The sequence below is a fragment of the Pseudomonas sp. SWI36 genome, assembly GCF_002948105.1.
GTDB lineage: Bacteria > Pseudomonadota > Gammaproteobacteria > Pseudomonadales > Pseudomonadaceae > Aquipseudomonas > Aquipseudomonas alloputida.
This window is the reverse complement of the sequence record NZ_CP026675.1, coordinates 295,043-314,154: the sequence shown is the minus strand read 5'-3', so window position 1 is coordinate 314,154 and position 19,112 is coordinate 295,043. Positions and strand designations below refer to the sequence as shown.

Here is a 19,112-nt window from a genome sequence, read left to right as displayed (position 1 = left end):
CTCCTGATGCTCAAGATTGTTGTATCAACACGTTGACCGGAAATTCCGCCAGCACGGCGCTCAACGGCAACTCCTTTGAAGAGCTGACCGCCGCACAGGCGAAAAGTCCCGTCGAGTTGGCAGGTGACAAGGCAAACGGCAATACCAGCCGGGTGTCGTCCCAGTTCTGCGCCGGGATCAACGGTGTTGCGGCACCTCCGAGCAGGCTGCTGGCCAGGCGCGGGGCGACGACGATGGCGTGCTCGCCTTCCCCCAGGCGAGCAAAGGCAATGACCTTGTCAGCGTGCCGGCCCTGTACGGTCAGTGGCAGGTAGGCACCGCGGCGGAACAGCTCGGCATGGGCCTGGCGGCAGTCCAGCACCCGGGCAATCAAGGCCTGTTTGACACGGCCGTCGCGCCAGTGCGCCAGCAGCTCGGCGGCCGGTGTGGCGTCGTCCAGCGTGCGACGCCTCGAAGCGTAGTCCACGGCGCGGCGGTTGTCCGGGTCGACCAGGCTGAAGTCCCAGTATTCGTTACCCTGGTACAGGTCGGGCACACCGGGTGTGGTCATGCGCAACAAGGCCTGGACCAGGCCATTGAGAGCGCCGGGGCAGGCCAGCAGCTGCGCCGCGTCGGCCAGCGACTTGCGCAGTTGCTGGTTCTCGCTGTCCAGCAGCAGGCCGTCGAGGTAATGAGCGCAGGCGCCTTCGTAGGCCTCGTTCGGCGCGCTCCAGCTACTGCGCAGCTTGGCCTCGCGCAGGGCCTTCTGCTGCCACTGGCGAACACGCTCGGCGTATTGACGCAGGGCATTGTCGTCGTTCAGGTCGAGGTCCAAGGGCCAACTGCCGAGCAGGGTCTGTAGCAGCATCAACTCGTCGCCGGGGCTGGGTGCCAGCCCGTCGTCCAACTGCGCGCGCAGGGGGGCTGCCAGCTCACGCCAGTGCTCCACCCGGCTGGCCAGCCACGTGCCGCGCTCGCTGAGTACGGCCAGGCGTGCACGCGTGTCTTCGCCGCGCTTGTGGTCGTGGGTGGCGGTGGTCAGCAGGTTGTCGGGGAAATCGCGCAGGCGCCGCTGGGCCTCGTTGTGGAAATGCATGGGGGGTGCGCTGAAGCGCTCTGCCTCGAAACCCACGTCGTTACGCGACAGCAGCCGCGCGCTGCGGTAGAAGGCGGTGTCTTCCACGGCTTTGGCGGCGCTGGGCGCAGTCAGTTGCTGGAAGCGCACGCAGGCGTGGCGCAGTTGCTTGCGGGCGCGCCCCGGTGGCAGATGCCGCCAGGCTTGCCCGCCCAGCCACCGTTCAAGTTGGTCCAGTAGCGGCCAGTCAGCTTCGGCAAGGTCTTGCCGGGCATTGGTCAGGGCCTGCTGGAAGAACGTTTCGTCCTGCGCCGGGCGCCCGCAGGCATTGAAGTAGGTTCGGTAAACCGGGTAATGCGCCACCAACGCCTGCAAGGCCCGGCGAATCGCGCCCAGGGTCAGGTCACGGGTCATCAGGTCGTTGCGCGCCACCTGCAACAGTGCCTGGGCCACCGACTCGCAGTCACCGGCCAGGCTGGCGTTGAGCACCAGGTGACGGGCCTGGCGCACTTCTTCAGGGAAGTCCGGGCGCTCGCTGACGTTGCTCCACAGTTCGCTCAGCGGCGCTTCGCCGGCCGGATCATGCTGCAGCAGCGACACCTGGTTCATGAACTCGTAGCCGGTGGTGCCGTCGGTAAGCCAGTCGCGGTGCAGGTGCTCGTCGGCACCCAGGATCTTTTCCACGTACAGGGGGAAGTGCTCCAGCCCTGCATTCAGCGGCCGCCGCGCCAGCAGGTTATCAACCCGCCGGCGCAGTTTGCGGCAGTAGCCACGCGGGTCGGCAAGGCCGTCGATATGGTCGATGCGCAGGCCGTCCACCAGGCCGCGTTCGATCAGTTCGAACAGCTTGGCATGGGTGGCTTCGAACACCACGGCGCGCTCCACGCGCAGGCCGCCCAATTCGTTGATGTCGAAGAAGCGCCGCCAGTTGATGTCGTCGGCAGCGGTACGCCAGCTGGCCAGGCGGTAGGTCTGGCGTTCCAGCAGCAGGTGCAGGCGTTTGAAACCGGCCTCGCTGCGGCTGTCGAAGGCCACCAGGGCCGATTCGAGGTCGGCACCTTCGCGCACCAGGCGGGCCAGTTCGGCTTGGAGCGGCAGGCTATCGGCCAGCGGGGTGGCCGAGTCGCCCAATGCCGTGAAGCGCTCGGCCAGCACCTTGAGTGCAGGTTCCGGGCTGAGCGCGAGAATCCAGCCGTAATCGACCGGGCAGATCGGGAAACGATGCGCGTAATGGGCCACCTGCAGCAGCCCCTGCTGTTTGTCGAACTGCAGTGGTATCTCGCCATTCCTGAGCGCCACGCCGTAGTCGCTGCCGAGGAACGGCAACAGCAGTTGCCCGGCCAGCAGTGGGTCGCTGGAGTGCCACTGGATGTCGAAGAACTCTGCATACGGGCTGCGCCGTCCCCAGGCCAGCAGGCTTTGCCACCAGGGGTTGTCGGCACCGCCCACGGCCATGTGGTTGGACACCGTGTCGAGGATCAGCCCCATGCCATGCTGGCGCAGGGCGGCAACCAGGCGCTCCAGCGCGGCCTCGCCGCCCAGCTCCGGGTTGACGCAGGTAGGATCGACCACGTCGTAGCCATGGCGCGAGCCAGCGCGGGCCTTGAGGATGGGCGAGGCATACAGGTGGCTGATGCCCAGCTGGGCGAAATACGGCACCAGCGGCACAGCGTGGTCGAGGGTGAAGTCGCTGTGGAATTGCAGGCGTAGGGTCGCGGTCAGTGGCTTCATCGGTCACGCTCCCACGCCTGCTCGCGGGCCTGGGCCAGCAGCTCCAGGCGCCGTGCGGCATCTTCGTCGTCGAGCAGTTCGCGTACCGGACGGGCAAAGCGCCGCCGCCAGTTGGGATGGCCATTGGTGGTGCCCGGCAGGTTGGGTTGCTCGTCGCAGCCCAGCAGGTCTTCCAGCGGTACCAGCACCAGCGGCGCACGGGTATGGCCAACGAAGCGGATGGCCGCATCGATCAGCGCGTCGTTGTCCTTCAGTTCGCCGTAGTTGGCCTCCAGGATGCGGCGCAGGCCTTCGCGTTCTTTCTGACGCTCGTGTCGCCAGTGCAATTCGGCAGCAGCATCAATCAGTTGCAAGCGGTGTCTCCAGTCGATGTCGCGGTTTGCCAGCCAGCCGGCCAGTGGCGCCAGGTCGTGGGTGCCGGTGGTGGCCAGGGCATTGTCCGGCCAGTCGAGAATGGGCTTGAACTGGCCCGGCTGGGTCTGCTCGAACGGCAGCACGCGCATGCCCAGCACCGCTTTCTCGGCCAGCTTTTCGCGCAGGCTGTCGGGCACGGTGCCCAGGTCTTCGCCGAGGATGATCGCCTGGTGACGCACCGACTCCAGCGCCAGCAGGCGCAACAGGTCGTCTAGCGGGTAGTCGAGGTAGGCGCCTTCGCTGGGTTTGGCCCCCTGCGGGATCAGCCATAGCCGGCGCAGGCCCATCACATGGTCGATGCGCAGGCCGCCAGCGTGGGCGAGGTTGGCCCGCAGCATCTCGATGAAGGCGCGATAGCCATTGCGCTTGAGGCCCTCGGGCGAGAAGGCGCAAATGCCCCAATCCTGCCCGACGTGGTTGAGGATGTCGGGCGGCGCACCCACGCTCAGACCGGCCAGCAGTTCGTCCTGGCGGCTCCAGGCCTGGCTGCCGGCACCGTCGGCACCCACCGCCAGGTCGGCGATCAGGCCCACGGCCATGCCGTTGCTGCGGGCCGCTTCCTGGGCGCGTTGCAGGCCACGTTCGGTCAACCACTGGCAGAAGGCGTGGAACTCGACCTTGGCCGGGTAGGCATTGGCTAAAGCCTCCACTTCCGGGTGGTAGGGGTCGTGCCAGGCTTTGGGCCAGTTGCGCCAGTCGGCCCCGAGGCCGCGCTCCACTGCCTGGGCCTGCAGCACCTCGAAGCGGCAGTGGTGCTCCAGGGTCTGGCCGCCAGCTTCGCGGAAGCTGTCAAAATCTGTGCGTAGCGGGTGGTCGCCGTGGCTGAAGCCTTGGTAAAGCGCTTCAAGCAAACGCAGCCGGGCGCTGGCGGCGCGTGGCCAGTCGACCAGAGGGCGCTGCTCCAGCTCTTCGAGTTGTTGCTCCAGCCCGCAGGCTTCGATGGCCATGCGCACCTCCCGTTCACCCAGCAGGGCCGCAGGGCTGGTGTACAGGGTGTTGAGCAGCAGGCGACTGGAAGGTGAGTAGGGGCTGTAGTGTTCCTGGTCGATGGCCGACAGGGCGTGAATCGGGCTGATAGCCAAGGCATCGGCGCCGCGCTCGGCGGCCGAGCGCGCCAACTGCTCCAGCGCCAGGCAGTCGCCGAAGCCCCCATCGCCGGGGCGGCGCAGGCTGTACAGCTGCACTGCCAGGCCCCAGCAGCGTGGTGGCGGCTGTTGCACCTTGTCTTCCAGGCTGTGGCAGCGTGTTGGCGCCACCGCCACGGTGAAGCGGCGGCTGTCGATTTCCACCTGGTGATAGCCGATGGGCAGCTCGCCGGGCAGGCGCGCCTGGTCATCGAGGCTGAGGGTGACAGAGGTGTGATCTTCCAGGGTGCAGTGGGCCACGCTGGCGGCACTGAAGTAGCGCGACAGCGCTAGCGGCTGGCCTACGTCGGCGGTCAGCAAGGGCGGCAGGTGTTCGCTGTCTTCGGCGGTTTCCACCGCACGCAGGCTGGCGGCAACGGCCGCGTCATCGCCGGCCGGGTGGCCAAGGCCTTCGAGGATGTTGCGCAGCACGTCGTCGCTGACACGCTGGGGCCTGGCATTGGCGTCGATCCAGTCGCGGCTCAGCCCGACGCTGGATGCCAGACGGTGCAGGGCGGTTTCGCTCATGGGTGCTCCTGGGCAGGGGGAAGCAGGCTGACCACACAGCTGTAGGCAGCCAGGTGGGTATCCGGGTGTCGGGTGTCGCTGCTGTCAAACAGCCGTGTGGATGGCGCGGGCAGTTCGACCGCCTGCGGGGTGTCGGCCAGGTTCAGGTCGATGCGCAGAGTGTTGCCGTTGCCCAGCTGCCAGCGCGCGGTCAGCGCTTTGTCAGCGTGCACCTCGGCGCCCAGCGCACGGCTACCGGGCAAGTGCGGGATGATGTGGCGGCGGCGCAGGTCGAGCAGTTGCTGGTAAAGGCCGTGCCAGCCGGCGATCACCGCCTTGTTCTGCGGGCGTGAAGAGGCGAAGGTCTGTTCGGCGTTGGGGTCGGGAATGTGCTCACGCTGCTCGGGGTCGGCGAACGCGGCGAAGTGGGCGAACTCGCCACGACGGCCTTCGCGTACCGCGTCGGCCAGCGCGTCATGGAAGTCGGTAAAAAACAGGAACGGCTGGCAACTGCCGGCTTCGTCGCCCATGAACAGCAGCGGAATCATGGGGGCCAGCAGCAACAGGCCGGTGGCTGCACGCAGGGCTGGCGCGGGGCATAGGCGGGTCAGGCGCTCACCCAGCGCGCGGTTGCCGATCTGGTCGTGGTTCTGCAGGAACAACACGAAGGCGCTGGGCGGCAAATGCCCGCTGGGTTCGCCGCGTGGTTTGCCATGCCGGTTGGCCTGGCCCTGGAACACGAAACCTTCGCCAAGGCACCGTGCCAGTTGGTCGATGGGGCGATGCTGGAAGTCGGCATAGTACCCTTCGGTTTCACCGGTCAGCAGCACGTGCAGGGCATTGTGGCCGTCATCGTTCCACTGGGCGTCGTAACCCTGTTCCAGCAGGCCCGCCTGGTTGTGCTCGTTCTCCAGCACCAGCCACACGTGCCGGCCCGGTTCTACGGCGGCGCGCACCCGTTGGGCCAGCTCGATCAGGAAGTCGGGCTGGTCGATGGCATGCACCGCATCCAGGCGCAGGCCGTCGAAGCGGTAGTCGCACAGCCACATCAGGGCGTTCTGGATAAAGTACTCGCGCACCTGCGGGCGGCGAAAGTCGATGGCCGCGCCCCAAGGTGTCTGCCGGTCTTCACGGAAGAAAGGGCTGGCGTACTGGTGCAGGTAATTGCCGTCGGGGCCGAAGTGGTTGTACACCACATCGACCAGCACCATCAGCCCGTGGCCGTGGGCCTGGTCGACCAGTGCGCACAGCTGCTCGGGGCTGCCGTAGGTATTCTGTGGGGCGTATGGCAGTACGCCGTCGTAGCCCCAGTTGCGTTCGCCGGGGAACTGCCCCAGCGGCATCAGCTCGATCGCGCTGATGCCCAGTTCGGCCAGGCGCGGCAGTTCCCGGGCAACCCCGGCGTAACCCCCGAGCAGGCCGACATGCACCTCCTGGATCACGGCCTCATGCCAAGGCCGGCCTTGCCACGGGTGTTGCCAGGCGTAACCGGCCACATCCACTACCTGGCTGGGCCCGTGTACGCCGTCGGGCTGGTAGCGCGAGGCCGGGTCGGCCACCTGCAGCTCCCCGTCGATACGGTAGTGGTAACGGTCACCGGCCTGGCATGGCGCCACGCCGCTGTACCAACCCTCATCATCCGGCAGCAGTTCGATGGCCGGCTGCCGCTCCAGTTCCACGCTCACGCTGCGCGCATCCGGCGCCCAGAGGGCGAAGCGCGCCGACGTGGCGTCCAGCAAGTGTGCGCCATGTCTGTGCATCTTCCGACCCCCGCTCAGTAATGGCTCAGTTGTGTCTGCTTGACCAGGTCCTCGTACAGGCGGGCATAGGGTTCAACCGCCTGGCACCAGTTGAACGGCTGGGTCATCGACAGGCAGCGCATGGCGTTCAGCAGGTCCTTCTTGCCGTAAACATAGAAGGCGCGGCTGAGTGCCTCGCGGTAGCTCTCGACGGTGGACTCGTTGAACAGGAAGCCCGTTACGCCGCATTCGATGGTGTCGGCCAGGCCACCGGTATTGCGTGCTACCGGCAGCGAGCCGAAGCGTTGCGCGTACATCTGGCTGAGGCCGCACGGCTCATAGCGGGATGGCATCAGCAGGAAATCGCTGCCGGCGAACATGCGCCGGGCATCGGTTTCATTGAAGCCGATACGCACACCGATGCGGCCCGGGTGGCGCAGCGCCAGCTCGCGCATGGCCTGTTCCTCTTCCGGCTCGCCGCGGCCGATGATCGCGATCTGCCCGCCTTGCTCGACGATGTAGTCGGCCACGCCCAGGGTCAGGTCCAGGCCCTTTTGATAGACCAGCCGCGACACCACGGCGAACAGCGGGCCTTCGGAATCGTCCAGGCCGAACAGCTCGCGCACCTCCTGGGTGTTACGCGCTTTGCCCTCCCAGTCATTGATGCTGAAGTTGTGCTGCAGGTACTTGTCGGTAGCCGAGTCCCAGCTTTCGTCGATGCCGTTGGGGATGCCACCGAGCAGGCCTTGCTGGGCCTTGCTGGCGAGGAAACCGTCCAGGCCGCAGCCAAATTCCGGGGTGGTGATTTCCCGGGCATAGGTGGCGCTGACTGTGGTGATGTGGCTGGAGTAGGCCAGGCCGGCCTTGAGGAACGACAGCTTGCCGTAGAACTCCATGCCTTCTTGCTGCATGGCATGTTCGGGTATCGCCAGCTCCGGGCTGCAGCCGCGGCTGTACACACCTTGGTACGCCAGGTTGTGGATGGTGAACAGTGTGGGCGTATTCAGGCCGCGCCAGTGCATGTAGGCCGGGGCCAGACCGGCGGGCCAGTCATGCGCGTGCACCACTTCCGGCGTCCAGTGGATCTTGCCTTCGCCCGCAGCGATTTCGGCGGCAGCCAGGCCCAGGCGGGCGAAGCGAATGTGGTTGTCAGGCCAGTCGCGACCATTGTTGGCACCATAGGGTGTGCCGTCGCGCTGGTACAGTTCGGGGCAGATCAACACATAGATGACCAGGCCGTCGGCCATGTCCATGCGCCCGATCTTGCAGGGCGGCAGGGCCGCATGGCCGCCCAGTTCACCCACGATATGTATAGGGTTGTCGCTTTCCATCACCTGGCGGTAGCCGGGGATGAGGACCCGCACATCGTGCAGGTGCGCCAGGGCACGGGGCAGGGCAGCGGACACGTCACCCAGGCCACCGGTTTTCACCAGGTCGGCGATTTCCGAGGTCACGAACAGAATCTTGCGCATGTTCGGGTTTTGCTGGCGCTGGGCGCCGGGTGCCTTGCCTGTCGTGGCGAAATCCGGGGTGAGCGGCTCGCGGTTATCCGGTTTGAAAGCGTCTACGTGAGGCTCGACAGCGGCACTGATCATACTTCTCTCCGTCCCTATGCTTGGTCGGGTGCTGGCACCCGTGGCGATGTTTCGTGCTGGTTCTCTCTAGTTTGAATCTGCTTAGTGCGTTCCATGCCCCAGGGTCGTGCGCGCAGGCACTACGCGATCAGCATTCCGGCCGAAGGCGCTTGGACTGGTTGGGGTGTGTGGGCCGAGGATCGGGAATAGCCCGATGCGTCTGGCCTACTTATGTTCATGACCTGCCGGGTTTCCTGAAAGTTCGACTTTTTTGGGGTCACTCTTCCATTGAGCAAATGGCGGGCCGAAAACTGAGTGTAGGAGAGAAAGTGCTAAAAAGGTGACCCACTGGTCACTATTGTTATGTGCGCAATAGACGCAAACGTTGGCGTTTGTGAGGGGTTGTGAAACGGGGTGGGCGAGTGTGGGGCAGAGGGGTTTCGAGCTGCGCCAAATTGTGGCTCGTTACGCGCAATGCACCTTTTGGGTGCGTAGGCGTAAGCGTGGCTTTAGGCTGCGAAGAGGTGGGTATGGGCGCAGGATTCTGCTTTCAGTGCTGGCCCTTTTTGGGCACAAAGCCGCTTCGGTTGCCCGATAGGGTTAAAAGACGGCGACTGGATTCAGGATCGGGTGGGAGCCATGCAGCCCCCACAGGCGAAAAAGGAATCGATCAGAGGCTGACCGCTTTATCGCCAGCGCGCTGTTGCGCCAACAGCAGGTTCAACTGGGCGACCTGCTGACGCAGCTGGTCACGTTCGTCTTTAAGTTTACGCAGCTCATCACGGCGCACGGAGACATAGAGGGTCTGGGGTGGGGTTGCAGGCATCAATGTACCCATGAGCACACCTCGCGGTTTTGGCTGGTGACAAGTCAAAGCGTAGACGCTTCACGCGGGGCGCATTCTGAATTCTTTCACCGGGCTTGGGAACTTTTTTGTTTATTGTGGTCTTGCCGTTCGTCGCTGAACCCTCGGGCGGCATGCTGGACTAATCTGAAAAGCTGGACTGTCGTCATCCATTTCGAAAAGGGAGCATTGGCTCATGCAACTGGGAATCATCGGGCTGGGCCGTATGGGCGGCAATATCGCAAGGCGCCTGATGCGCGCCGGTCACCGCACCGTGGTGCACGACCGCAACCGTGAAGCCATCACCGGCCTGGAGGGCGAAGGCGCTCAGGGTGCGCATGACCTCGGTGCACTGGTACAAAAGCTGAAAGCGCCGCGCGCGGTATGGGTGATGCTGCCGGCTGGTGACGCCACCGAGCAGACCATCGCCCAGCTGGCCGAAATGCTGGAGCCGGGCGATGCGATCATCGACGGCGGCAACACCTTCTACAAGGACGACATGCGCCGCGCTGCAGAACTGGCCAAGCGCGGCCTGCATTATCTGGACGTCGGGACGTCCGGCGGCGTGTGGGGCCTGGACCGCGGCTACTGCATGATGATCGGCGGCGAAAAGGACGTGTTCGAGCGCCTGGAACCGCTGTTCAAGGCGCTGGCACCGGGCGTGGGCGACATCCCGCGTACCCATGGCCGCAGCGGCGAGCACCAGCGTGCCGAGCACGGCTACATCCATGCCGGCCCACCCGGCGCCGGGCACTACGTGAAAATGGTGCATAACGGCATCGAGTATGGCCTGATGCAGGCCTATGCCGAAGGCTTCGACCTGCTGCGCAGCAAAGGCGGCAACGAGCTGCCCGAAGACCAGCGCTTCAACCTGAACGTGGCCGAAATTGCCGAAGTGTGGCGACGCGGCAGCGTGGTGACCTCGTGGCTGCTCGACCTCACCGCCGATGCGTTGGTAGCCGACCCTCAGCTGTCGCAATTCAGTGGCTCGGTGTCCGACAGTGGCGAAGGCCGCTGGACCATCGACGCCGCCGTCGAGCAGGCGGTGCCGGTGCCGGTGTTGTCCAGCGCACTGTTCGCGCGCTTCCGTTCGCGCCAGCAACAGGGCACCTACGGTGACAAGATTCTCTCGGCCATGCGCCTGGGCTTCGGTGGCCACGTCGAGAAGAAAGGCGAATGACTAAACAGACCCTTGCGGCCGCCCCCCCTTGTACCCTGTTCCTGTTCGGCGCCAATGGCGACCTGGTCAAGCGCCTGCTGATGCCTGCGCTGTACAACCTCAGCCGTGACGGTTTGCTGGACCGTAACCTGCGCATTGTCGGCGTCGACCATAACCCGGCCAGCGCCGAGGATTTCGCCGCGCGCCTGCACGCGTTCATGGTCGAGCGTGACAAAGGAAGCGAGGGCAGCGCCAAGTGCCTGGACGAGAAGCTATGGGCCCGCCTGGCCAAGCGCCTGGATTACCAGACGGGCGACTTTCTCGATCCGGCCACCTACCAGGCCCTGGCCAGGCGCATCGACAAGACCCGCCACGGCAATGCCATTTTCTATCTGGCCACGTCGCCGCGCTTCTTCCCTGAGGTGGCGCAGCGCCTGGGGCAGGCCGGCCTGCTGGACGAGTCTGCCGGCGGCTTTCGCCGGGTGGTGGTTGAAAAACCGTTCGGCACCGACCTGGCCAGCGCCGAGGCGCTCAACGCCTGCCTGCTGAAGGTGATGGGCGAGCGGCAGATCTACCGCATCGACCATTACCTGGGCAAAGAGACGGTGCAGAATATTCTGGTCAGCCGCTTTTCCAACGGCCTGTTCGAATCGTTCTGGAACAATCACTACATCGACCACGTGCAGATCACCGCAGCGGAAACCGTCGGTGTCGAGACCCGTGGTGCCTTCTATGACAGCACCGGCGCCCTGCGCGACATGGTGCCCAACCACCTGTTCCAGTTGCTGGCGATGGTGGCCATGGAGCCGCCGGCCGCGTTCGGCGCTGATGCGGTGCGCGGTGAAAAGGCCAAGGTAATCGGCGCTATCCGCCCATGGTCGGCAAAAATGGCCCTGAAGAATTCCGTACGAGGCCAGTACAGCGCCGGCAAGCAGGGGCGCAAGCCGTTGCCAGGCTACCGTCAGGAGTCCAACGTCGCGCCGGATAGCCAGACCGAGACCTACGTGGCGCTGAAGGTGATGATCGACAACTGGCGCTGGGCCGGCGTGCCGTTCTACCTGCGCACCGGCAAGCGCATGAGCGTGCGTGATACCGAGATTGCCATCTGCTTCAAGCCCGCACCGTATGCGCAGTTTCGCGAGTCGGAGCTGGAACGGCCCAAACCCAACTACCTGAAAATCCAGATCCAGCCCAATGAAGGCATGTGGTTCGACCTGCAAGCCAAACGGCCCGGGCCAGAGCTGGTGATGGAGAATGTCGAGTTGGGTTTTGCCTACAAGGACTTCTTCAAGATGACCCCGGCCACTGGCTACGAGACGCTGATCTATGACTGCCTGACCGGTGACCAGACCCTGTTCCAGCGGGCTGACAACATCGAAAACGGTTGGCGAGCGGTGCAGCCGTTTCTCGATGCCTGGGCCCAGGGCGGCGAAGTGCATGAGTACTCGGCTGGCGAAGATGGGCCTGAGGCCGGCAATGAATTGCTGACCCGCGACAAGCGGGAGTGGCACCGGTTGGGGTGAGAGGTTTGCAAGCCTGTGCCGGCCCTTTCGCGGGCAAGCCCGCTCCTACAGGGAATTCCATTTCCCTCAGGCACCTGCGAAGAGGCCAGCACAGGCAACCACACAAAGGAGACCTAATGCCTGCCCATATCGAAGACTACGCCCTGCTGGGCAACTGCCGAAGTGCGGCGCTGGTCAGCCGCGATGGCGCGCTGGACTGGCTGTGCCTGCCACGCTTCGACGCCCCCGCGGTGTTCGCGGCCCTGCTGGGCAACGAAGAAAATGGCCGCTGGCGCCTGGCCCCTTGCGACCCGGTAACGCACAGCAGCCGCCAATACCTGGGCGACACCCTGGTGCTGGAAACCACTTGGGTCACCGCCAGCGGTCGTGCCCGGGTGCTCGACTTCATGCCCCTGGGCGAAGTCAATTCGGTGGTGCGCATCGTCGAAGGCTTGTCTGGCGAAACCCATTTCGAAATGGACCTGGTCATGCGCTTCGACTACGGCCGCAGCGTGCCCTGGGTGGAACGACTGGACCCACTGACCCTCAGCGCCGTCGCCGGCCCTGACCGGCTGATCCTGTGCAGCACCGTGCCCCCGCAAGCCCGCGACCACCATACCGGCTGCCGCTTTCGCGTCAGCACGGGCCAGCGCCAGGTCTTCAGCCTGCGTCACCAGCCCTCGCACTTGCCGGTGCAGCCTGACTGCAACATCGACCATGCCCTGGCAAACACCTGTGAGCAATGGCAGGCCTTCGCCGACCGCTGCCCGCAGGTAGGGCCATATACCGCCCTGGTGCGTCGGTCGCTCCTCACCCTCAAGGCCATGACCTACGCCCCCACCGGCGGTATTGTCGCTGCCGTCACCACGTCGCTGCCCGAGCGTGTGGGCGGCGAGCGCAACTGGGACTACCGCTTCTGCTGGCTGCGCGACGCGACCATGACCCTGCTGGCCTTCATGAACCTTGGCTACTTCGACGAGGCCCAGGCCTGGCGCGAGTGGCTGCTGCGCTCGGTGGCCGGCAACCCCGAGCAGATGCAGATCATGTATGGCCTGGCTGGCGAGCGTGACCTGCAGGAGTACACCTTGCCGTGGTTGGCCGGTTATGAGCATTCGCAGCCGGTGCGGGTGGGCAACGCCGCCTCGGCGCAGAGGCAACTGGACATCTATGGCGAACTGGCCGATGCGATGACCCAGGCGATCAAGGGCGGGTTGCCCCGCCACCCGCGCAGCGCCGCCATTTCGCGCTTGATATTGCCTTATGTCGAACGCATCTGGCGCGAGCCGGACGAAGGCATCTGGGAAGTGCGTGGCGGCCGGCAGCAGTTCGTGCACTCCAAGGTGATGGCCTGGGTCGCCTTCGACCGCGCCGCAGGGCTGGCCGACACTACGGAAGAAGGCCGCGAGCGCGGGCAGCATTATCGCCAGGTGGCTGACGAGATTCACCGCGACGTGTGCGAGCACGGCCTCGACCCCAGCGGCCGGTTCTTCGTCCAGGCCTATGGTTCGACCGAAATGGACGCCAGCCTGTTGCAGATCGCTCTGACCGGCTTCCTGCCGGCGGAGGACCCACGCTTCATGCGCACCCTCGAACAGATCGAACAGCGTCTGATGAAGAACGGCCTGCTGCTGCGCTATGACAGTGACAGCTGCAGCGACGGCCTGACGCCGGGAGAGGGCACCTTCCTGGTGTGTTCGTTCTGGCTGGCTGACGTATATGTATTGCTGGGGCGCCAGGCCAAAGCCGAAGCGCTGTACCAACACCTGACCGGCCTGTGCAACGACCTCGGCCTGCTGGCCGAACAGTACGACCCGGCCGGCCAGCGCATGCTCGGCAACTTCCCCCAGGCCTTCAGCCAGATAGGCATCATCAACACCGCGCTGAATCTGCACCGCGCTCAGTGCCCGGCGCGCGACCGGGCGCGTTGTGGGTAGCGAATGAGTAGGGCGACTGCCTTGACCGGAGTAGACTAGGCCAAACCCTTTCGGCACGGAGCATACATGGGCATTCGCGGTACTGACCGGCAGATCGACAACATCGAGTTCAATGTCAGCGACATCTCACGGAGCAAGGCCTTCTATGGCAGTGTATTCGGCTGGGCGTTCACCGACTACGGGCCGACCTACACCGAGTTCAGCGATGGCCGGTTGACGGGTGGCTTCACCACGGGTGAGCCGGTGCGCCCGGGCGGGCCGCTGGTCATCCTGTACGCTGACGACCTGGAGGCCACGCAGCAACGGATCGAAGCTGCCGGGGCGAAAATCAGCCGGGCGACCTTTGCCTTCCCCGGCGGGCGGCGCTTTCATTTCATCGACCCGGACGGTTATGAGCTGGCGGTGTGGACGGCCCAAGCCTGATGGCCAATCACAAGATCGAAATCCGCCGACGCAATATCGAAAAAATCCTGCAAGCGGCGGAAAAGGTGTTTGCCGAGAAGGGCTACGGCGCCACCTCCATGGGCGATATTGCCGAGCAGGCTGAGCTGCCACGCTCCAACCTGCATTATTACTTCAGCACCAAGGACGAGCTGTTCCGCGCGGTGCTGCAGGACCTGCTGGACGTGTGGAAGCAGGACGCCCTGTGCTTCGAGAACTTCGACGATCCGCGTGTGGTGCTGACCAGCTACATCCGGGCGAAGATGGGGCATTCGCGCTCGCGGCCGCTGGGCTCGAAAATCTGGGCTGAAGAGATGCTGCACGGGGCGCCGGTGCTGGGGGTTAACCTCGACGAAAGCCTTGTGCCCTGGGCGAAGATGAAAGAGGCCAAGATCCGCTGTTGGGTGGAAGAGGGGCGCATTCTGCCGGTGGAGCCGTCGGCGCTGCTGTACATGATCTGGGCCTCGACCCAGCATTACGCCGACTTCGGCTACCAGGTGCAGTTGCTAAACGGCGGCGAGATGCTGTCGGACATGGCGTTCGAGAGTGCGGTGCAGACGGTGACCAGCGTGATCTTGCGGGGGATCGGGCTGGAGCCGTGAACCGGCGATGGAGGCCGCTGCGCGGCATTCGCGGGCTTGCCCGCTCCCACAGGTTCTGCGCTGTCCTCAGAAACGGCGCAGTCCTGTGGGAGCGGGCAAGCCCGCGAAGGGCTGCATGGCAGCCCCCATTGCTTCAACTGGCCTCGCGGTACGGGTTACGCGGATCCTGCGTCCAGTTCAGGTACGGCTTGCCGGTGTCCTGTGCCTCCATTTCGATGCAGTTTTCCACCGGGCAGGTGATCTGGCACAGGTTGCAGCCCACGCATTCCTCTTCGATCACACTGTAGGCATGCGTGCCGTCAGCCTTCAGCGTGCTTGCAATCGCCTGGTGCGAGGTGTCCTCGCACGCAATGTGGCAGCGCCCGCAACCAATGCACGCCTCCTGGTCAATGTGCGCTACCGATTTATAGTTGATGTCCAGGTATTTCCAGTCGGTGGTATGCCCCACCGCCTGCCCGCGGAACGCTTCGATAGTGGCATGCCCATGCTGGTCCATCCAGCGTGCCAGGCCGTCCTGCATGTCCTCGACGATACGGAAGCCATGCAGCATCGCTGCCGTGCACACCTGCACGGCGCCACTGCCCAGGGCCATGAACTCGGCGGCGTCACGCCAGTTGCCGATGCCGCCAATGCCACAAATCGGCAAGCCCCGCGTTTCCGGGTCGCGGGCGATTTCCGCCACCATGTTCAAGGCAATCGGCTTCACTGCCGAACCGCAGTAACCGCCATGGGTGCTCTGGTCTCCGACAATCGGGTGGGCCACCATGCGGTCCAGGTCGACGCTGGTGATGGAGTTGATGGTGTTGATCAGCGACACGGCATCGGCCCCGCCTCGATGCGCGGCGCGGGCCGACTGGCGGATATCGGTGATGTTCGGCGTAAGCTTCACGATCACCGGCAGCGCGCAGTACGTCTTGCACCAGCGGGTGACCATTTCCACATATTCCGGCACCTGGCCGACGGCCGCCCCCATGCCGCGCTCCGGCATACCGTGCGGGCAACCGAAGTTCAGCTCGATGCCATCGGCCCCCGTGGCTTCCACCAGCGGCAGGATGAACTTCCACGATTCCTCTATGCACGGCACCATCAGCGACACGATCAGTGCGCGGTCGGGCCAGTCCTTCTTCACCTGGGTGATCTCGCGCAGGTTGATTTCCAGGGAGCGGTCGGTGATCAACTCGATATTGTTGATCCCCTGTACCTGACGGTTGGGGCCATAGTGGGCCGAGTAGCGCGACGACACGTTGACCGCCGCAGGGTCTTCGCCCAGGGTTTTCCAGACCACGCCGCCCCAGCCGGCCTCGAAGGCGCGGACCACGTTGTAGGCCTTGTCGGTTGGCGGTGCGGAGGCCAGCCAGAAGGGGTTGGGTGCCTTGATGCCGGCAAATACGATAGACAAGTCGGCCATTTACGCTGCCTCCACGTTGAGCATGAGTTGGGCATGGATGGCTTCGGCGGCCAGCTTGCCGTGTTGCACGGCCTGCACGGTAAGGTCCTGCCCCAGCGCGGTGCAGTCGCCGCCTGCGTACACGCCCGGCAGGCTGGTCTGCAGGTTTTCGTCAACGCGGATGCGCTCACCCTCGCGGGCCAGTTGCGCAGCCACCGGGTCGGCGAGGCTGGCATCGTCAAAGCGTTGGCCAATGGCCTTGAAAATGGCGTCCGCAGCCAGCTCGAAGGTTTCGCCGGTATCGCGCAGGCGGCCTTCCGCCAGCTCGGTGCGGGCAAAGCGCATGCCGCGGACCTTGCCGGCGTCATCCAGCAGCACGGCATCAGGGCGGGCCCAGGTGTGCAGGCGTACCTGGTTGGCCTTGGCAATGTCCTGCTCGTGGCCGGTCGCGCCCATGTCGGCGTGGCCACGGCGATAAACCAGGTTGACGTCGCGGGCACCCAGACGACTCATCTGCACGGCCATGTCGATGGCCGTGTTGCCAGCACCGATCACCAGGCAGCGGTCGGCCAACGGTAGCTGGCTCAGGTCATCGGCCTGGCGTAGCTCGCGGATGTATTCGGTGGCGGCGACCACACCGGGGGCTTCCTCGTCGGGCAGCCCTAGCTGGCGCACGGCATTCAGGCCGAGGCCCAGGAACACCGCGTCGTACTGATCGCGCAGTTCGCCCAGGCTGAGGTTGCCACCCAGGCGCTGGCCATGGCGGACTTCGATACCGCCAATGCCCAACAAGAAATCCACTTCACGCTGGGCATAGTCGTCTACCAGCTTGTAGCGGGCGATGCCGTACTCGTTGAGGCCACCGGCTTTGTCGCAGGCCTCGAACACCACCACGTCATGCCCGTGCATGGCCAGGCGGTGGGCGCAGGACAGCCCTGCCGGGCCGGCGCCCACCACGGCGATTCGCTTGCCGGTGGCTGCCGAGCGCTTGAACGGGTGTGCGCTGAACTGGGCGTTGTCCAGGGCGTAACGCTGCAGTTGGCCGATCAGCACCGGCGCGCATTCCTGGGCGTTGTTGCGCACGCAGGCTTGCTGGCAGAGGATTTCGGTGGGGCACACGCGGGCGCAACTACCGCCCAGAATGTTGGCCGAAAGAATGCGCTCGGCGGCGCCTTGCAGGTTTTCGTCACTGATGCGGTGTATGAACGAGGGGATGTCAATTTCGCTGGGGCAAGCGTTGACGCAGGGGGCGTCGTAGCAGTACAGGCAGCGTGCACTTTCCAGGGCGGCCTGACGCGCGGTGAGGGGTGGGGCCAGGTCGCTGAAGCGCTCGGCCAACTGGTCGGCGCCGGCCCGTGGGCGCGGCAAATGGTTCAGGGCGTTGGTCACGGTTGTAGCCTCTCTATTTTTTTTGGTGCAGGCGACAGGTATTGCGGTCGATTCTGGGGCCGCTCCCACAGGCGATGGCGGTCCTTGTGGGAGCGGCCTTGCGTCGCGATGGGCTGCACAGCAGCCCCAATGACTTCAGCGCTGAACAGGCATCGGCCGCTGATGCTCGGCCCGGCGCCCCAGCACCTCATACACCGCCGGGTACGCCGGCCGTTCCACATAGCGCCCCGCGCCCGGCTCGGCGCGCAGGTCGCCATCGGCCCAGAGCACCTTGCCCTGGCTGATGGTGTGGCTTGGGATGCCGCGCACGGTGCGGCCTTCGAAAATGTTGAAGTCCACCTGCTGGTGGTGGGTTTTGGCGGAGATGGTGCGGGTGCCCTGCGGGTCCCACAGCACCAGGTCGGCATCGGCACCCACGCGGATAGCGCCCTTGCGCGGGAACAGGTTGAAGATTTTCGCCGTGTTGGTAGAGGTCAGCGCGACGAATTCGTGCATCGACAAACGCCCGCTGTTGACCCCGGCATCCCACAGCACCGCCATGCGGTCTTCGATGCCGGCGGTGCCGTTGGGGATGCGGCTGAAGTCGTCGCGGCCCATGGCTTTCTGCTCGGCGCAGAAGCAGCAGTGGTCGGTGGCGGTGGTGTGCAGGTTGCCCGACTGCAAGCCGCGCCACAGCGCCTCCTGGTGTTCGCGTGGGCGGAACGGCGGGCTCATCACATAACCGGCGGCGGTGGCCCAGTCCGGGTCGCGGTAGACACTGTCGTCCAGCAGCAGGTGGCCGGGCAGCACCTCGCCATACACCGGCTGGCCCTTGCCTCGGGCATAGGCGATTTCATCCAGTGCCTCGCGGCTGGAAATGTGCACCAGGTACAACGGCGTGCCGAGGGTTTCGGCAATGCGGATGGCGCGGCTGGCCGCTTCACCTTCAACCTGCGAGGGGCGCGACAGCGGGTGGGCTTCCGGCCCGGTCATGCCCTGGGCGAGCAGTTTCTTCTGCAGGTGGTACACCAGCTCGCCGTTTTCGGCATGCACGGTGGGCACCGCGCCCAGTTGCAGGCAACGCTCGAAGCTGGCCACCAGGGTATCGTCGGCGGCCATGATCGCATTTTTGTAGGCCATGAAATGCTTGAAGCTGTTCACCCCGTGCTTGGCCACCAGCTCGCCCATCTCTTCGGCCACCTGCTCGCTCCACCAGGTGATGGCGACGTGGAAGCCATAGTCGCTGGCGCTTTTCTGGGCCCAGCCACGCCAGGTGTGGAAGGCCTCCAGCAATGACTGCTGCGGGTTTGGAATGACGAAGTCGATGATCGAGGTGGTGCCGCCAGCCAGGCCCGCAGCGGTGCCGCTGAAGAAGTCCTCACTGGCCACCGTGCCCATGAACGGCAACTGCATGTGGGTGTGTGGGTCGATGCCGCCGGGCATCAGGTACTGGCCGCTGCCGTCGAGGATCTCGCAGTCGGTGGGCGGTTCGAGGTTTTGCCCGATGGCACGGATCAGGCCATCGGCACACAGGACATCGGCGGGGTAACTCTCTTCGTGGGTAACCACGGTGGCGCCACGGATCAACAGGGACATGCCGTTTTCCTCGCAGGCTGACCGGTCTTGGCCGGTTCTTTGCATTGTCATGGATGCAGGGCGGGCAGGGCGGTCAATCCTGTCAGGCCTGACAAGATTCGAGGCTAGATGCTGATTCTGGATTCAGCAAGAAAAT

13 protein-coding genes are annotated in these 19,112 nt (G+C 65.0%); 5 read left to right on the top strand and 8 right to left on the bottom strand.

Going from position 1 to position 19,112, the window contains the following annotated elements; translation table 11 throughout:
• Positions 1 to 10 precede the first annotated feature (10 nt).
• From C4Q27_RS01750 to C4Q27_RS29370, 5 genes are all read right to left on the bottom strand, one after another.
• A complete protein-coding gene (locus C4Q27_RS01750) occupies positions 11 to 2,785 on the bottom strand; it encodes a malto-oligosyltrehalose synthase (RefSeq protein WP_104886360.1) in 2,775 nt (924 codons plus the stop codon).
• Complete coding sequence (gene malQ, locus C4Q27_RS01745) at positions 2,782 to 4,851, bottom strand: 4-alpha-glucanotransferase (protein ID WP_064491945.1); 2,070 nt, start codon at positions 4,849 to 4,851, stop codon at positions 2,782 to 2,784. The genes C4Q27_RS01750 and malQ overlap by 4 nt, the downstream gene beginning before the upstream one ends.
• Complete coding sequence (treZ, locus tag C4Q27_RS01740) at positions 4,848 to 6,590, bottom strand: malto-oligosyltrehalose trehalohydrolase (protein WP_064491944.1); 1,743 nt, start codon at positions 6,588 to 6,590, stop codon at positions 4,848 to 4,850. Before treZ ends, malQ begins: the two co-directional genes overlap by 4 nt.
• 14 nt (positions 6,591 to 6,604) lie before the next feature.
• Positions 6,605 to 8,164, bottom strand: a complete 1,560-nt coding sequence (gene glgA, locus C4Q27_RS01735; protein ID WP_104886359.1) for a glycogen synthase GlgA — start codon at positions 8,162 to 8,164, stop codon at positions 6,605 to 6,607.
• Between the two features lie 649 nt (positions 8,165 to 8,813).
• The gene (locus C4Q27_RS29370; protein WP_003251280.1) at positions 8,814 to 8,981 is read right to left on the bottom strand and encodes a DUF6026 family protein; all 168 of its coding nucleotides are present in this window, start codon (positions 8,979 to 8,981) and stop codon (positions 8,814 to 8,816) included.
• Between the two features lie 202 nt (positions 8,982 to 9,183).
• Between C4Q27_RS29370 and gnd the strand changes: the two genes are divergently transcribed.
• From gnd to C4Q27_RS01710, 5 genes are all read left to right on the top strand, one after another.
• Complete coding sequence (gnd, locus tag C4Q27_RS01730) at positions 9,184 to 10,167, top strand: phosphogluconate dehydrogenase (NAD(+)-dependent, decarboxylating) (RefSeq protein WP_104886358.1); 984 nt, start codon at positions 9,184 to 9,186, stop codon at positions 10,165 to 10,167.
• Positions 10,164 to 11,669 (top strand): glucose-6-phosphate dehydrogenase, encoded by a 1,506-nt coding sequence (gene zwf, locus C4Q27_RS01725; protein ID WP_064491942.1) that lies wholly within the window; start codon positions 10,164 to 10,166, stop codon positions 11,667 to 11,669. Before gnd ends, zwf begins: the two co-directional genes overlap by 4 nt.
• Positions 11,670 to 11,785: 116 nt before the next feature.
• Positions 11,786 to 13,582, top strand: coding sequence for a glycoside hydrolase family 15 protein (locus C4Q27_RS01720; RefSeq protein WP_064491941.1), 1,797 nt, complete (start codon positions 11,786 to 11,788; stop codon positions 13,580 to 13,582).
• Between the two features lie 66 nt (positions 13,583 to 13,648).
• The gene (locus C4Q27_RS01715) at positions 13,649 to 14,005 is read left to right on the top strand and encodes a VOC family protein (protein WP_003251273.1); all 357 of its coding nucleotides are present in this window, start codon (positions 13,649 to 13,651) and stop codon (positions 14,003 to 14,005) included.
• The gene (locus C4Q27_RS01710) at positions 14,005 to 14,625 is read left to right on the top strand and encodes a TetR/AcrR family transcriptional regulator (protein WP_028697673.1); all 621 of its coding nucleotides are present in this window, start codon (positions 14,005 to 14,007) and stop codon (positions 14,623 to 14,625) included. Before C4Q27_RS01715 ends, C4Q27_RS01710 begins: the two co-directional genes overlap by 1 nt.
• A gap of 133 nt (positions 14,626 to 14,758) precedes the next feature.
• On the opposite strand, the gene preA is transcribed toward C4Q27_RS01710, so the two are convergent.
• The 3 genes from preA to hydA all read right to left on the bottom strand — a co-directional run bounded on the left by preA (position 14,759) and on the right by hydA (position 18,976).
• On the bottom strand, positions 14,759 to 16,033 hold the full coding sequence (preA, locus tag C4Q27_RS01705; RefSeq protein WP_064491940.1) for an NAD-dependent dihydropyrimidine dehydrogenase subunit PreA: 1,275 nt from the start codon (positions 16,031 to 16,033) through the stop codon (positions 14,759 to 14,761).
• Complete coding sequence (locus C4Q27_RS01700) at positions 16,034 to 17,401, bottom strand: NAD(P)-dependent oxidoreductase (protein WP_020190488.1); 1,368 nt, start codon at positions 17,399 to 17,401, stop codon at positions 16,034 to 16,036.
• Positions 17,402 to 17,536: 135 nt separating this feature from the next.
• Positions 17,537 to 18,976 carry a dihydropyrimidinase gene (gene hydA / locus C4Q27_RS01695; RefSeq protein ID WP_014590358.1) on the bottom strand — a complete coding sequence of 480 codons (1,440 nt, stop codon included), beginning with the start codon at positions 18,974 to 18,976 and terminating at the stop codon, positions 17,537 to 17,539.
• Between the last annotated feature and the right edge of the window lie 136 nt (positions 18,977 to 19,112).

What these genes read in the sequence shown, in the direction of transcription:
- C4Q27_RS01750 (WP_104886360.1), bottom strand. Translation starts at nt 2,785, where the DNA reads ATGAAGCCACTGACCGCGACCCTACGCCTGCAATTCCACAGCGACTTC.
- malQ (WP_064491945.1), bottom strand. Translation starts at nt 4,851, where the DNA reads ATGAGCGAAACCGCCCTGCACCGTCTGGCATCCAGCGTCGGGCTGAGC.
- treZ (WP_064491944.1), bottom strand. Translation starts at nt 6,590, where the DNA reads ATGCACAGACATGGCGCACACTTGCTGGACGCCACGTCGGCGCGCTTC.
- glgA (WP_104886359.1), bottom strand. Translation starts at nt 8,164, where the DNA reads ATGATCAGTGCCGCTGTCGAGCCTCACGTAGACGCTTTCAAACCGGAT.
- C4Q27_RS29370 (WP_003251280.1), bottom strand. Translation starts at nt 8,981, where the DNA reads ATGGGTACATTGATGCCTGCAACCCCACCCCAGACCCTCTATGTCTCC.
- gnd (WP_104886358.1), top strand. Translation starts at nt 9,184, where the DNA reads ATGCAACTGGGAATCATCGGGCTGGGCCGTATGGGCGGCAATATCGCA.
- zwf (WP_064491942.1), top strand. Translation starts at nt 10,164, where the DNA reads ATGACTAAACAGACCCTTGCGGCCGCCCCCCCTTGTACCCTGTTCCTG.
- C4Q27_RS01720 (WP_064491941.1), top strand. Translation starts at nt 11,786, where the DNA reads ATGCCTGCCCATATCGAAGACTACGCCCTGCTGGGCAACTGCCGAAGT.
- C4Q27_RS01715 (WP_003251273.1), top strand. Translation starts at nt 13,649, where the DNA reads ATGGGCATTCGCGGTACTGACCGGCAGATCGACAACATCGAGTTCAAT.
- C4Q27_RS01710 (WP_028697673.1), top strand. Translation starts at nt 14,005, where the DNA reads ATGGCCAATCACAAGATCGAAATCCGCCGACGCAATATCGAAAAAATC.
- preA (WP_064491940.1), bottom strand. Translation starts at nt 16,033, where the DNA reads ATGGCCGACTTGTCTATCGTATTTGCCGGCATCAAGGCACCCAACCCC.
- hydA (WP_014590358.1), bottom strand. Translation starts at nt 18,976, where the DNA reads ATGTCCCTGTTGATCCGTGGCGCCACCGTGGTTACCCACGAAGAGAGT.